The organism is Neisseria sp. P0001.S007, assembly GCF_051963655.1.
GTDB lineage: Bacteria > Pseudomonadota > Gammaproteobacteria > Burkholderiales > Neisseriaceae > Neisseria > Neisseria subflava_A.
The window spans coordinates 63,883-76,623 of the sequence record NZ_JBQCUB010000001.1 but is presented as its reverse complement, the minus strand read 5'-3'; the positions used below and the strand labels follow the sequence as shown (position 1 = coordinate 76,623).

The window sequence follows — 12,741 nt, the reverse complement described above, 5'->3', positions numbered from 1 at the left end:
AGCTTACCATCGTTATTTTGAAATAAAATCATTTTTCTAAAATTTCCATGTAAATTTTTCCTATTATGCCGCAAAAAAACAGCAAATGCCGCTGCATTAAACAAGTGATGAATACTTGAAATTATAAATAAAGTATTCATAATCCCAAGGCCGTCTGAAAACCTTCCTCACTTTTCAGACGACCTTTTCACACATCAAATCTTCCACAGGGAAAACATCATGGCAAAAGCCCCCAAAACCATCTACCAATGCACCGAATGCGGCGGCACTTCCCCGAAATGGCAGGGTAAATGCCCGCATTGCGGCGAGTGGAACACGCTTCAGGAAAGCCTTGCCGCGCCCGAACCGAAAAACGCCCGCTTCCAATCTTGGGCGGCAGACACCTCGACCGTCCAATCCCTCTCCGCCGTCACCGCCACCGAAGTGCCGCGCAATCCGACCGGCATGGGCGAGCTTGACCGCGTATTGGGCGGCGGTTTGGTAGATGGCGCAGTCATCCTGCTCGGCGGCGACCCCGGCATCGGCAAATCTACGTTGCTGTTGCAAACCATCGCCAAAATGGCGCAAAGCCGCAAAGTGCTGTACGTTTCCGGTGAGGAATCCGCCCAACAAGTCGCCCTGCGTGCACAGCGTTTAGAACTACCTACCGAAGGCGTGAACCTGCTTGCCGAAATCCGTATGGAAGCGATTCAGACGGCCTTGAAACAGCATCAGCCCGAAGTCGTCGTCATCGACTCCATCCAAACCATGTATTCCGACCAAATCACTTCCGCCCCAGGCTCCGTGTCTCAGGTGCGCGAATGTGCCGCCCAACTGACGCGTATGGCGAAACAGATGGGCATCGCCATGATATTGGTCGGACACGTTACCAAAGACGGTGCGATCGCCGGCCCGCGCGTACTGGAACATATGGTCGATACCGTGCTGTATTTCGAGGGCGACCAACACTCCAACTACCGCATGATACGCGCCATCAAAAACCGTTTCGGCGCAGCAAACGAATTGGGCGTATTCGCCATGACCGAAAACGGTTTGAAAGGCGTATCCAACCCGTCCGCTATCTTCCTTGCAAGCTACCGTGACGACACCCCAGGTTCATGTGTTTTGGTCACACAGGAAGGCAGCCGCCCGCTTTTGGTCGAAATTCAGGCACTGGTCGATGATGCACACGGTTTTACCCCCAAACGACTCACCGTCGGCCTTGAACAAAACCGCCTCGCCATGCTGCTCGCCGTCCTCAACCGTCACGGCGGCATAGCCTGTTTCGACCAAGACGTGTTCCTCAATGCCGTCGGCGGCGTCAAAATCGGCGAACCCGCCGCCGACCTTGCTGTCATCCTCGCCATGCTCTCCAGCTTCCGCAACCGCCCCATGCCCGAAAAAACCGTAGTTTTCGGCGAAATCGGCTTAAGCGGCGAAGTCCGCCCTGTTGCACGCGGACAAGAGCGGCTCAAAGAAGCGGAAAAACTCGGCTTCAAACGCGCCATCGTCCCCAAAGCCAATATGCCGCGCAATGCCAAAGAATTTCCGAACCTGAAAATCTACGGCGTCAGCAGTTTGCAGGAAGCGATTGATGTTTGTCGTGACGGGGACTAAACCGTTTCGATAATCTGATTCAAAAAAACAATCATCTAAAAGGCCGTCTGAAAGTTTTCAGACGGCCTCTCTTTAAATTTAAATAATTTTGTTATATTATAACGAACGCTTTATTCTATCTTTTCTACACATCGAAAATCGGAGAGAAATCTTGAAAAAAACTGCTTTGCTTATCGCATCTGCCTTCCTGTTCAGCACTGCCGCACACGCCCACCGCGTTTGGGTTGAAACCGCCCACACGCATGGCGGCGAATACCTTGAAGCCGAATTGGGCTATGGTGAATTCCCGGAGCTTGAGCCCATCACCAAAGACCGCCTGCACATTTTCAGCAAACCTATGCAACTGGTGACTGAAAAAGGCAAAGAAAACATGATTCAAAAAGGCACATACAATTACCAATACCGCAGCAAATTGCCGGTCAAAGACGGCAGCTACTTGGTAACCGCCGAATACCAACCGACCTTCTGGTCAAAAAACAGCGCGGGCTGGAAGCAGGCAAGCATCAAAGAAATGCCTGATGCAAGCTATTGCGAACAAACCCGTATGTTCGGTAAAAACATCGTCAATGTCGGCCACGAAAGCGCAGATACCGCCATCATCACGAAGCAAGTCGGCCAACATTTGGAAATCGTTCCTTTGGACAACCCTGCCAACGTCCACGTCGGCGAACGCTTCAAAGTCCGCGTCCTCTTCAATGGCGAGCCACTGCCTAACGCCACCGTTACCGCCACATTTGACGGCTTCGACACCAGCGACCGCAGCAAAACCCATAAAACCGAAGCCCAAGCCTTCTCCGATACCACCGATGACAAAGGCGAAGTCAGCATCATTCCATTGCGCCAAGGCTTCTGGAAAGCCAGCGTAGAACACAAAGCCGATTTCCCCGATCAAAGCGTGTGCCAAAAACAGGCCAACTACACCACAATGACCTTCCAGATCGGTCATTCACATCATTAATTTTTCCATAACAAAAGGCCGTCTGAATATTTCAGACGGCCTTTATTCATTCTATTTAAGGACGATGCGGTGCAAACTGCCATTGTCCCAATTCCAAATTCAAATCAAACAGATTCAGACGGCCTATTGCCACGCGAACCAAGCGCAAACACGGAAAGCCTGCTTTCGCCGTCATCCTTCGCACTTGGCGGTTTTTCCCTTCCGAAATTTTGATTTCCACCCAAAAATCAGGCACAGACTTACGCACGCGAATCGGCGGCACGCGCGGCCATAAAGCATCCGCTTCGCCTTCTTCCAATACCCTGACCTCGGCCGGACGGGTGACAAAATCTCCCAAATCTACTCCACGGCGCAATAAATCCAATTTGGCTTCATCTGGAGAACCCTCCACCTGCGCCCAATAAGTTTTAACCTGCTTAAATTTCGGGTCGGCAATCTGCGCCTGCAAACGGCCATTATTGGTCAGCAGTAGCAAACCCTCGCTGTCCGTGTCTAAACGTCCGGCCGGATAAAATCCCGGTTTCTCGACAAAATCCTTAAGGCACTGATGTTTTTCATGTGCAGAAAACTGGCAAATCACGCCATAAGGCTTGTTTAGGATAATCAAATCGTTCATTTCACACTTTCAGACGGCCTTAGATTCCAAGAAATTCCGGATAATAAAAAAGACACCGTATAAACGGTGTCTTTCATATTTGGCGGAGTAAGAGGGATTCGAACCCTCGATGCAGGTTGACCCCACATGCTTCCTTAGCAGGGAAGTGCCTTCAGCCTCTCAGCCATTACTCCTAAGGAAGACCGCAATATACGCTTTCTCCCTTCCTTCGTCAAGCATTACCGCCTCAAACTTTCTTAACGCCATGAAATCATTTAAATAAAAATATAATATTTTTTTGCATAACCCTATTTTTATACTTCTTTCATATATGTTAAAATGATTCTGCTTTCTGTAAACTTTTTCTACGCCCATTATTACAAAGGAGTTCGTATGTTACGTTTTTCTGCTTTGGTTGCCGTATCCGCCCTGATGCTTGCCGCCTGCTCACAATCCGGCAATTCCCAACCATCTACTTCCTCCTCTCAAACTTCTACTCAAAAAACAACTGCAGCCGGTTCTGCCTGCCGCAGCATGGGTGAAGGCCATAAAGTCAATGGCAAAGGTCAAAACGATATCTATATGTGTAAAGTCGATGTGGCTTTGAACTCTGCCGAAGCCAAATCCGCTTTGGATCCTAGCATCCGCGTTCACTACGGCAGTACGTCCGGCGCGACTTTGACTTCCCGTCAAATCTCCAACTCAGTCGGCAAAACCCCTGATGAAACCTGCCAACGCGCATTCTTAAGCGCGGTTAAACGCTTCCAAAGCACTGCACTTCGTAAAAAAGCCAAATCCGTTCACCTGGTTAGCTACTTTGACAAAGTAACCAAAGGCGGTAACGAGTACGAATGCCACATCGCTACATTCAACAGCCGTGTGGTTTTGAAAGGCAGCTTCCACTAAGCAATGTCAAAAATGCCGGACTTCAATATGAAGTTTGGCATTTTTCTATTTTATGGATACGACACTCCTTCACTGCCTGCTGGCCGATCCGTCTTTTGCCGCCTGCTACGACCATGCGTCTCTAAATGCAGCCGATTCCCAACGTTTGACTGCCACACCTCAACTGGCGCAGCGTCAAGACTGGCAAGTCAGTCGCGCATTAAAACAGCAAACCGATTTAGCGACTGTATCGCTGAGCCACAGCCAAGGCTTTGCCGCTTTATTGTGTGCGCCTCATACCTTAACAGCCGGTGTCGATATCGAATTTATCCGCCCGCGCGATTTCAAAGCGTTGTCGGCTTTGGTCTGCACGCAGGAAGAACAAAACTATTTAGAAACGGCAAACTGGCCGTCTGAAACGTTTTACCGATTGTGGTGTTTCAAGGAAGCATTGATTAAAGCGACGAATTTGGATTTTCCGTCAGACATGAAATCGGTCGGCTATGTTTTCGATTCAGGGCAACCCGTCAGTTTACGCGCTGGAAAGCAAACCGATTGGCACGGCACAAGCGCGATTTTGGCGGATACGATGGCACTTGCCTGCGTTTGGAAGGAAAAAGCCGTCACTCTGCAATGGCAGTTTTTCGGCTCGCTCAAGCCCAATGATTTAACCGACCGGCAAACTATCTAACAACTGACAAAATAATAATAATCTGATTTAATTTACTGCACTTTTACTTATTCCACACACCAACAGCAGCATTTGCAAAAGGCCGTCTGAACGATGAATCTTCGCCTCCTAAACCGCCTCTATACTGCCCTTATCCTGTTTCTTACTCTGTTTTTGGTTTATGCCTTTGCTTCACAAGCGCGTATCCAAACCGATTTGACCGCGTTATTGCCAAGCGAGCAGCAACCTGATGCCTTACTGACGGCCGCGGATAAAGCCGCAGAAGTGCAGCTCAATTCGCAAGTCATTTTGCTTGCAGGCAGTACCGATGCCGAAACCGCTTTTCAGACGGCCTCACAAATTGCCGGCGCATGGCGCAAAAGCGGCATATTTGAACAAGTCGACAGCAGCATGACGCCGAATTTGGACAAAGTGCGAGCGGATATGCAGAAACTGAGTTTGGCAGTTTTGCCGCAAGACGAAATACGCCTGCTGTTTGAGCAACCGCAAGCCTATTTTCAAACGCGTGCAGAAGCTGCGGCCAATCCGTTTGCCGCCCCCTCGCCTTTGTCTTTAGAACAAGACTGGCTGGGCTTCGGACGCTTTGTTGCCGACAAAGCCAATCCGCAAAGCCGCTTGCAGTGGGACATGGACAACGGCATGCTCTTTGCCGAAGACAAAGGCAAAACTTGGGTATTTTTGCGCGGACGGCTCGCCGGCGGCGATCAATTTTCCGGCAACGATGCCCTCTTGCCGCTGATGGCGCAAAGCCGTCAAATCGCTTCGGAAAACGGCGCGGAAACCTTAAGCGCAGGTGGCGCATTGTTCGCCGCCGTATCCAAAGCAGCCGCAGAAAAAGAAAGCCGACTGATGAGCATGATCGGACTTGGGCTGACCTTTGCGCTGCTGTTGTGGGTCTTCCGCAGCGGCCGAGTATTTTTGCTGTCCTTGCCTCTGGCAGCCGGTATGTTGACCGGATTGGCGGTTGCGTTATTAACCTTTGGCGAAGTGCATATCCTGACCATCGTCATCGGCACCAGCCTGGTGGGTATGTTGGTGGATTTCCCGTTGCACTGGCTTGCTCCGTCGGTATTCGGGCCGTCTGAAAAGACCGTTTGGCAGGCCGAATCGGCAATGAAACATGTCTTACCGAGTTTTGCCGTCAGCCTGATGATTACCGTCTTGGGCTACGCGCTGCTGTGGTTCACCCCTTTGCCTGTATTACGCCAAACCGCGGTATTTTCAGGCTTCGCTTTATTTGGCGCGTTTGGTGCCACCGTTTTATGGCTGCCGCCGCTGTTTCGCCGCTACCGTGCCAAAACCGTGCCTTTTACTGCATTAACCGAAAAGCTCTATTCCTTGTCCGGCCGTCTGAAAAACCGCCTGCACAAACGCGGCTGGTTAATCGTAGGCGGATTTTTGCTGGCAGTCGGACTGTGGCGCAGCGACTGGCGTGACGACATCCGTCAATGGGTCAATATGCCGACCGCGATGTTGGCTGAGGTACAACAAATCGGCCAGTTGAGCGGCACGGATTTTGGCGGCAAATATTTGGTGGCCGAAGCACAAAGCGAAGATGCCCTGTTGAAGAAAACCGCCGAACTCGGCCGCGCCCTGCAGCCCTTAATCGCGCAAGGCAAACTGTCCAGCATCCAATCGCCCGACCAATTCATCCTGCCGACAACGGAGCAGCAAAAACTGCAAAACCGCCTGCGCGAATTGACCAAGTTGCCTGATAGCTGGAAACCGCTTACCGAAATCGGTATTCCGCGCAAAACCGTGCGCGATGCCCTGCTTCAAGCCGCCGATACGCAACCATTGTCGCTTTCAGACGGCCTGAATACCGATTTGGCAGAAGCTTGGCGTTCCTTGTATTTGGGCGAAGTGGAAGCAGGCCGTTTTGCTGCCGTCGTGCGTTTGAACGGCATGACCGATGAAGCCGCCGTACGCGCCGCAGTGCAACACGTCTCCGGCGTACATTGGGCAGACAAACGCGCCCACTTAAACGAGCTTTTCCACCACACGCGCAATCAGGCCGCATGGTTGAAACTGGCTTCCTATGCGTTGGCATGGCTGCTCTTGTGGAAAATGTTTGGTTTCAAACGCGGCAGCAAAATCCTTGCCGTGCCGCTGGCCGCCGCCATCTGCACCATTGCCGTACTCGGTTTAGCCGGTATTCCCGTCAGCCTGTTTGCCATGTTCGGTCTGCTTTTAGTGTCCGCCATCGGCGTGGACTATGCCGTCTATGCCGCCACCGCACACCACAGCGCACAGGCAAAATTAGGCGGCATGCTGCTTGCCGCCGCGACGACAGCCATTTCCTTTGCCCTGCTCGCCATCAGCAGCACACCCGCCGTTGCCGCGTTCGGCATGACGGTTACCATCGGCGTGGCATTCAATATTTGGCTGGCAGGCACATTGTTGAAAAATTAGACAAAAGATGAAGACGATTGAAATTAAGGCGATATTTTGTTTCAACTTCTATCGCCAAATTGCAAAAGGCCGTCTGAAAAACTTCAGACGCTGGTTTAAACATTATTTATCATTAAAATCAAAGGTATTTTCAAATGTCCGTAGAATTTGACATTGCCGTTATCGGCGCAGGCCCTTCAGGTTCGGTTGCTTCCGCTTTGCTGAACAAACAAGGCTTTAAAGTTTGCGTATTGGAAAAACAACATTTCCCGCGCTTTGTCATCGGCGAAAGCCTGCTGCCACATTGCATGGAAATGCTGGAAGAAGCCGGTTTTGCCGACGCAGTGCATGCCGAGCCCAGCTTTCAATTTAAAGACGGCGCTGCGTTTTCATGGGGTAGCCGTTACACAGATTTCAACTTTACTGAAAAATTTTCAGACGGCCCCGGCACCATTTATCAAGTGCGCCGCGGCATCTTCGACAAAATCCTGATTGATGAAGCGGCAAAACAAGGTGTCGATGTCCGCTTCGGACACGGTGTAACCGCGTTTGACAACAGCGGCGATGTGGCACGCTTGAGCGTTGCGACCGATACAGGCGAAAACTATGAATTGACCGCTAAATTCGTTTTGGATGCCAGCGGTTACGGCCGCGTCCTGCCCCACCTTTTGGACTTGGAAAGCCCGTCCGAACTGCCTCCTCGCCAAGCCCACTTCACGCATATCGACGACAACATCACCAGCCCGAAATTCGATCGTAATAAAATCCTGATCAACACGCATCCTGAACATCGCGATGTCTGGATTTGGCTGATTCCTTTCGGCGACAACCGCTGCTCCATCGGCGTTGTCGGTACGCCCGACAAACTGGCCGGCGAATCAGAAGCCGTGTTGAAAAAATTTGTGTACGAATGCCCGATGCTGGCGGAAATCTTGGATAAAGCCGTTTGGGAAAACGACTTCCCGTTCCGCTCCATTCAAGGCTACTCTGCCAACGTGAAAACCTTGTACGGCAAACATTTCGCCCTTTTGGGCAACGCCGCCGAATTCCTCGACCCCGTCTTCTCCTCCGGCGTAACCATTGCCCTGCACTCTGCCAAACTGGCTGCCGACTTGTTGGCCAAACAACTCAAAGGCGAAGCCGTCGATTGGCAAACCGAATTTGCCGACCAACTGATGATCGGCGTGAACGCATTCCGCACTTATGTAAACGGTTGGTACGATTTCCGCTTCCAAAATGCCATCTACGCGCCCAACCGCAGTCCTGAAATCAGCCGCATGATTTCGTCTATTTTGGCAGGCTACGCTTGGGACACGAACAATCCATTCGTGGAAAAATCCGAGCAACGCTTGTCCACACTTGCCGCATTGGTGGGAGATTTGAAGGTAGAATGAAGGTAGAATAAGGATGAATGTCTTTCAGACGGCCTAGATTGAAAACAGAACAGGCCGTCTGAAACTTCATCCACATCATTAAATATTTTGACCGATAGATAAAACCTTATGCGATTTATCCCTTTTCTTGCCGCACTACTGCTTTCCGCATGCGCAACCTCGCTCCCCCATCCGCAAACGCTGCCGCCGCTTTCCAAAGGAGGCCAATGGTTCAAACTCGAGCAGACCAATGCGGCGGGGCAAACCGTTCAAACCAATCTCTTGGCAGTCGAGCCTCATTCAGACGGCATCCGCTTTGTCCAAACCGATGCACTGGGTGCGCCGGTATCGCGTCAATCGGTCAGCACTAAAGGTTGGAAAAATGACGGCTTTGTGATGCCCAATGCCTCTTCGCGCCGATTGTTTGCAGCCCTGTTGCCGCTTTTGGCCGCCGAACAAGCCGCCACGCTTTACCCTGAAGCACGCCAACAAAATGCCTCCCATCAAGGCTTCTGCCCTGACGGCAAAGGCGCGGTGTTCAGCTACCGCGAGCGTGATTTGTGGTGTGTCGCCCACCATTCCGAACAATTCCTTATCGGCTTCCCCGACCAAACTTTCTGGACGGTCAGCCCGATTGCAGAAGACTAATTCATGAGTACTCCTGTTTATCTCAGCCGTCCGGCACTGACCAGCGCATTGGGTAGCGGCTTACAAGTTCATGCCGATGCCTTACTCACGCCGTCTGAAAACACGCCCCTGACTTTTTCAGACCAATGGGTAAAAGGCAAAACGTATGCTTTCGGTGCAGTCAAAGAAACCCTGATGCCTCTGCCCGACAGCATTCCCGAAGCGCATCGCAGCCGCAACAACCAACTTATCCTGCACGCTCTTTCGCAAATAGACGGACTGATTCAGACGGCCATTGCCCGTTACGGCAAAGAAAGGATTGCTGTCGTTACCGGTACTTCCACCAGTGGCGCAGATGAAAATATCCCTTTGTTCCAACACGTTGTCCAAGGTGGTGAATGGACGGATGTTCCGTTCAAACAGCTGCAACACACCATGGCTTCGCCCTCCGAATTTATCGCCCAAGTTTACGGTTTGGACGGCTTGCGCTATACCGTCTCCACCGCCTGCACTTCCGGAGCACGCGCCCTCATCAGCGCAGCCCGGCTGCTTCGTGCCGGATTGTGTGATGCCGTGATTTGCGGCGGCGCGGATACGCTTTCTCCGCTGACGATTAATGGTTTTGCCTCTTTGGAAGTGCTTTCAGACGGCATCGCCAAGCCTTTTTCTGCCAATCGCAACGGCATCAATATCGGTGAAGCGGCCGCATTTTTCGTAATGACGCGCGATGCCGATTTTGACGGCGAAATGCAGTTGCTCGGCTACGGCGCAAGCAGCGATGCCTACCATATGTCTTCGCCCCGCCCCGACGGTTTGGGTGCAGCCCAATCTTTTCAGGCCGCTTTGGATAAAGCCGGCTTGAAAGCGGAAGAGATCGGCTGGATCAATCTGCACGGCACCGGCACGCAGCACAACGACAGCATGGAAAGCCGAGCCGTTGCCGAAGTATTTGGCAGCCACACCCTTTGCACTTCAACCAAGCCGTCCACCGGTCATACCTTAGGCGCAGCTGGTGCGATCGAAGCCGCGTTTGCCTGGTTGATGGCCAACCACCAATACAATCCAGAAGGCAAACTGCCACCGCAACAATGGGACAACGTACCCGATTCCGAGCTGCCCAACATTGCTTTAACCGACGAAAACAGCCGCTGGCCGTCTGAAAAACGCATTGCCGCCAGCTCATCATTCGCTTTCGGCGGCAGCAATGCCGTTTTGATTATCGGATAAGTCCTTATATTTAGGCTGTCTTTTCAGACGGCCTTTTTCTTTTCCGCAACTTAAAAAACAATAACATCAAAACAACAACCAAATCCGCCGAAATATGCCATAATAGGCTTAGCACATTTCTTCTCGCGATGTGCCCGAAAAGAAAAACTTAACCTACATAGAGAATAATCCCATGACTAAATCCACCATTATCTATACCTACACCGACGAAGCTCCTGCATTGGCCACCCAATCCCTGTTGCCGATTGTGCAGGCGTTTACCCGCCACGCCGATATTGATGTCAAAACCAGCGACATTTCTCTCTCCGGCCGTATTTTGGCGGTGTTTCCCGAATACCTGACCGAAGCGCAACGCGTACCTGATGCGCTTGCCGAATTGGGCGAACTGGTGAAACAACCCGATGCAAACGTAATCAAACTGCCGAACATCAGCGCATCCGTACCTCAACTGACGGCCGCGATTAAAGAATTGCAGTCTAAAGGCTTTGCCGTCCCCGACTATCCTGCCGACCCTCAAACCGATGAAGAAAAAGCTGTACGCGAACGCTACGACCGCATCAAAGGCAGCGCGGTAAACCCTGTCCTGCGTGAAGGCAACTCCGACCGCCGTGCACCTAAAGCGGTGAAAAACTTTGCGAAAAAACATCCGCACAGCATGGGCGCATGGACCAAAGACTCCAAAACCCACGTTGCCACCATGCAAAGCGGCGACTTTTTCCATAACGAACAATCCGTTACCGTACCCGATGCGACTTCCGTATCCATCGTGTTCACCGACAAACAAGGCAACAAGAAAGAGCTGCGCGAGCCCGTCGCCCTGAAAGCCGGCGAAATCATCGACGCAACCGTAATGAGCAAAAAAGCCCTGCTCGCCTTCCTTGCCGAGCAAGTAAAAGACGCAAAAGCAAAAGGCGTATTGTTCTCGCTGCACATGAAAGCCACCATGATGAAAGTGTCCGACCCGATTATCTTCGGACACGCCGTCAAAGTGTTCTTCGCTCCTGTATTTGAAAAATTCGGCGACAAACTGGCTGCCGCAGGCGTCAACGTCAACAACGGCTTCGGCAACCTGCTTGCCAATCTGGACAAGCTGGATGCTGACACCCGCGCAGCCGTTGAAGCTGAAATTGCCGCCGTTTACTCCGCCAACCCTGATTTGGCCATGGTTGATTCCGACAAAGGCATCACCAACCTGCACGTTCCTAGTGACGTCATCGTTGATGCCTCTATGCCTGCGATGATTCGTAACTCCGGTCGCATGTGGGACAAAGACGGCAAAGCGCAAGATACCAAAGCCGTGATTCCCGACAGCAGCTATGCCGGTGTTTACCAAGCAACCATCGACTTCTGCCGCGAACACGGCGCGTTTGACCCGACAACCATGGGTACCGTTCCTAACGTCGGTCTGATGGCGCAAGCAGCCGAAGAATACGGTTCGCACAACAAAACTTTCGAAATCGAAGCCGATGGCCAAGTTCAAGTCATTGATGCAGCAGGTAATGTCCTGATGCAACACGACGTTGAAGCCGGAGACATCTGGCGTATGTGTCAAACCAAAGACGCGCCGGTTAAAGACTGGGTACAACTCGCCGTCAACCGCGCCCGTCTGAGCAATACACCAGCCGTATTCTGGCTCGACGAAAACCGTCCGCACGACAAGAGCCTACTCGCCAAGGTTAAAGCCTACCTTGCCGAACTGGATACCAACGGCCTCGACATCCGCGTCCTCGCTCCTGAAGAAGCCGCTAAATTCAGCTTGGGCCGTCTGAAAAACGGCGAAGACACCATCTCCGTAACCGGTAACGTCCTGCGCGACTACCTGACCGACTTGTTCCCAATTTTGGAACTGGGTACCAGCGCGAAAATGCTGTCTATCGTTCCATTGATGAATGGTGGCGGTATGTTTGAAACCGGCGCGGGTGGTTCTGCACCGAAACACGTCCAACAATTCCTCGAAGAAAACCACTTGCGTTGGGACTCTTTGGGCGAATTCCTCGCACTCGCCGTATCGTTTGAACATCTGGCGCAAAAAACCGGCAATACCAAAGCCCAAGTCCTCGCCGACACTTTGGATGCAGCCACCGAAAAACTGCTGTTGAACGACAAATCGCCTAAACGCAAAGCAGGTGAACTCGACAACCGCGGCAGCCATTTCTACCTCACCCTCTACTGGGCGCAAGAATTGGCGGCGCAAGACAAAGATGCCGAACTGAAAGCCGCATTTGCTCCATTGGCAGCCGCTTTGACTGCCGACGAAGCCAAAATAGTTGAAGAACTCTCTGCCGTACAAGGCAAAGCGGTCGACATCGGCGGCTACTACGCAGCCAATCCTGAAAAAGCTGCACAAGCGATGCGTCCAAGCGCAACCTTTAATCAGGCCTTGTCAGCCTTATAATTA

General features: G+C 51.8%; 10 protein-coding genes and 1 tRNA gene. 9 read left to right on the top strand and 2 right to left on the bottom strand.

Annotated features, from left to right (window positions below):
- Positions 1 to 219 precede the first annotated feature (219 nt).
- Positions 220 to 1,596: a DNA repair protein RadA gene (gene radA, locus ACTHRE_RS00360; RefSeq protein ID WP_070646766.1), complete on the top strand. Its 1,377-nt coding sequence runs from the start codon at positions 220 to 222 to the stop codon at positions 1,594 to 1,596.
- Positions 1,597 to 1,747: 151 nt separating this feature from the next.
- Positions 1,748 to 2,554, top strand: a complete 807-nt coding sequence (locus ACTHRE_RS00355; RefSeq protein ID WP_070646765.1) for a DUF4198 domain-containing protein — start codon at positions 1,748 to 1,750, stop codon at positions 2,552 to 2,554.
- A gap of 55 nt (positions 2,555 to 2,609) precedes the next feature.
- Here ACTHRE_RS00355 and ACTHRE_RS00350 read toward each other — a convergent pair whose 3' ends face one another.
- Together ACTHRE_RS00350 and ACTHRE_RS00345 are read right to left on the bottom strand one after the other, a co-directional pair.
- A complete protein-coding gene (locus ACTHRE_RS00350) occupies positions 2,610 to 3,170 on the bottom strand; it encodes a pseudouridine synthase (protein ID WP_070646764.1) in 561 nt (186 codons plus the stop codon).
- Positions 3,171 to 3,250: 80 nt separating this feature from the next.
- Positions 3,251 to 3,343, bottom strand: a tRNA-Ser gene (locus ACTHRE_RS00345).
- A 199-nt stretch (positions 3,344 to 3,542) separates the two neighbouring features.
- Between ACTHRE_RS00345 and ACTHRE_RS00340 the strand changes: the two genes are divergently transcribed.
- From ACTHRE_RS00340 to ACTHRE_RS00310, 7 genes are all read left to right on the top strand, one after another.
- Positions 3,543 to 4,055: a hypothetical protein gene (locus ACTHRE_RS00340; protein WP_224783511.1), complete on the top strand. Its 513-nt coding sequence runs from the start codon at positions 3,543 to 3,545 to the stop codon at positions 4,053 to 4,055.
- Between the two features lie 52 nt (positions 4,056 to 4,107).
- Positions 4,108 to 4,725 (top strand): 4'-phosphopantetheinyl transferase family protein, encoded by a 618-nt coding sequence (locus tag ACTHRE_RS00335; RefSeq protein ID WP_377073144.1) that lies wholly within the window; start codon positions 4,108 to 4,110, stop codon positions 4,723 to 4,725.
- Positions 4,726 to 4,818: 93 nt separating this feature from the next.
- Complete coding sequence (locus ACTHRE_RS00330; protein ID WP_440344785.1) at positions 4,819 to 7,137, top strand: MMPL family transporter; 2,319 nt, start codon at positions 4,819 to 4,821, stop codon at positions 7,135 to 7,137.
- 134 nt (positions 7,138 to 7,271) lie between these two features.
- Positions 7,272 to 8,510 (top strand): NAD(P)/FAD-dependent oxidoreductase, encoded by a 1,239-nt coding sequence (locus ACTHRE_RS00325; RefSeq protein ID WP_440344786.1) that lies wholly within the window; start codon positions 7,272 to 7,274, stop codon positions 8,508 to 8,510.
- 108 nt (positions 8,511 to 8,618) lie between these two features.
- Positions 8,619 to 9,137, top strand: a complete 519-nt coding sequence (locus tag ACTHRE_RS00320; protein ID WP_440344787.1) for a hypothetical protein — start codon at positions 8,619 to 8,621, stop codon at positions 9,135 to 9,137.
- Between the two features lie 3 nt (positions 9,138 to 9,140).
- On the top strand, positions 9,141 to 10,343 hold the full coding sequence (locus ACTHRE_RS00315; protein ID WP_440345260.1) for a beta-ketoacyl-ACP synthase: 1,203 nt from the start codon (positions 9,141 to 9,143) through the stop codon (positions 10,341 to 10,343).
- Between the two features lie 172 nt (positions 10,344 to 10,515).
- Positions 10,516 to 12,738, top strand: a complete 2,223-nt coding sequence (locus tag ACTHRE_RS00310) for an NADP-dependent isocitrate dehydrogenase (protein WP_440344789.1) — start codon at positions 10,516 to 10,518, stop codon at positions 12,736 to 12,738.
- Positions 12,739 to 12,741: the final 3 nt, after the last annotated feature.

Coding starts and splice junctions, on each gene's coding strand:
- ACTHRE_RS00330 (WP_440344785.1), top strand. CDS start 4,819: ATGAATCTTCGCCTCCTAAACCGCCTCTATACTGCCCTTATCCTGTTT.
- ACTHRE_RS00340 (WP_224783511.1), top strand. CDS start 3,543: ATGTTACGTTTTTCTGCTTTGGTTGCCGTATCCGCCCTGATGCTTGCC.
- ACTHRE_RS00310 (WP_440344789.1), top strand. CDS start 10,516: ATGACTAAATCCACCATTATCTATACCTACACCGACGAAGCTCCTGCA.
- ACTHRE_RS00315 (WP_440345260.1), top strand. CDS start 9,141: ATGAGTACTCCTGTTTATCTCAGCCGTCCGGCACTGACCAGCGCATTG.
- radA (WP_070646766.1), top strand. CDS start 220: ATGGCAAAAGCCCCCAAAACCATCTACCAATGCACCGAATGCGGCGGC.
- ACTHRE_RS00335 (WP_377073144.1), top strand. CDS start 4,108: ATGGATACGACACTCCTTCACTGCCTGCTGGCCGATCCGTCTTTTGCC.
- ACTHRE_RS00320 (WP_440344787.1), top strand. CDS start 8,619: ATGCGATTTATCCCTTTTCTTGCCGCACTACTGCTTTCCGCATGCGCA.
- ACTHRE_RS00350 (WP_070646764.1), bottom strand. CDS start 3,170: ATGAACGATTTGATTATCCTAAACAAGCCTTATGGCGTGATTTGCCAG.
- ACTHRE_RS00325 (WP_440344786.1), top strand. CDS start 7,272: ATGTCCGTAGAATTTGACATTGCCGTTATCGGCGCAGGCCCTTCAGGT.